This is a genomic window from Corynebacterium sp. HMSC034H07, assembly GCF_001815175.1.
Lineage (GTDB): Bacteria > Actinomycetota > Actinomycetes > Mycobacteriales > Mycobacteriaceae > Corynebacterium > Corynebacterium hiratae.
In genome coordinates this window covers 1-264 of record NZ_KV819528.1, presented here as the reverse complement: position 1 = coordinate 264, position 264 = coordinate 1, and the positions used below count along the sequence as shown (strand labels likewise).

The 264-nt window shown below is 58.7% G+C and carries 1 rRNA gene; it reads left to right on the top strand.

The annotated features are described in order from the left end of the window. Positions 1-264 (top strand): 16S ribosomal RNA (locus HMPREF3009_RS06845); the annotation flags it as partial.

Below are 264 nucleotides of genomic sequence, written 5' to 3'. Positions count from 1 at the left end.
CTTTAGTGTGGTGGTTGGAAAGTTTTTTCGGTGCAAGATGAGCTCGCGGCCTATCAGCTTGTTGGTGGGGTAATGGCCTACCAAGGCGTCGACGGGTAGCCGGCCTGAGAGGGTGTACGGCCACATTGGGACTGAGATACGGCCCAGACTCCTACGGGAGGCAGCAGTGGGGAATATTGCACAATGGGCGGAAGCCTGATGCAGCGACGCCGCGTGGGGGATGACGGCCTTCGGGTTGTAAACTCCTTTCGACAGGGACGAAGC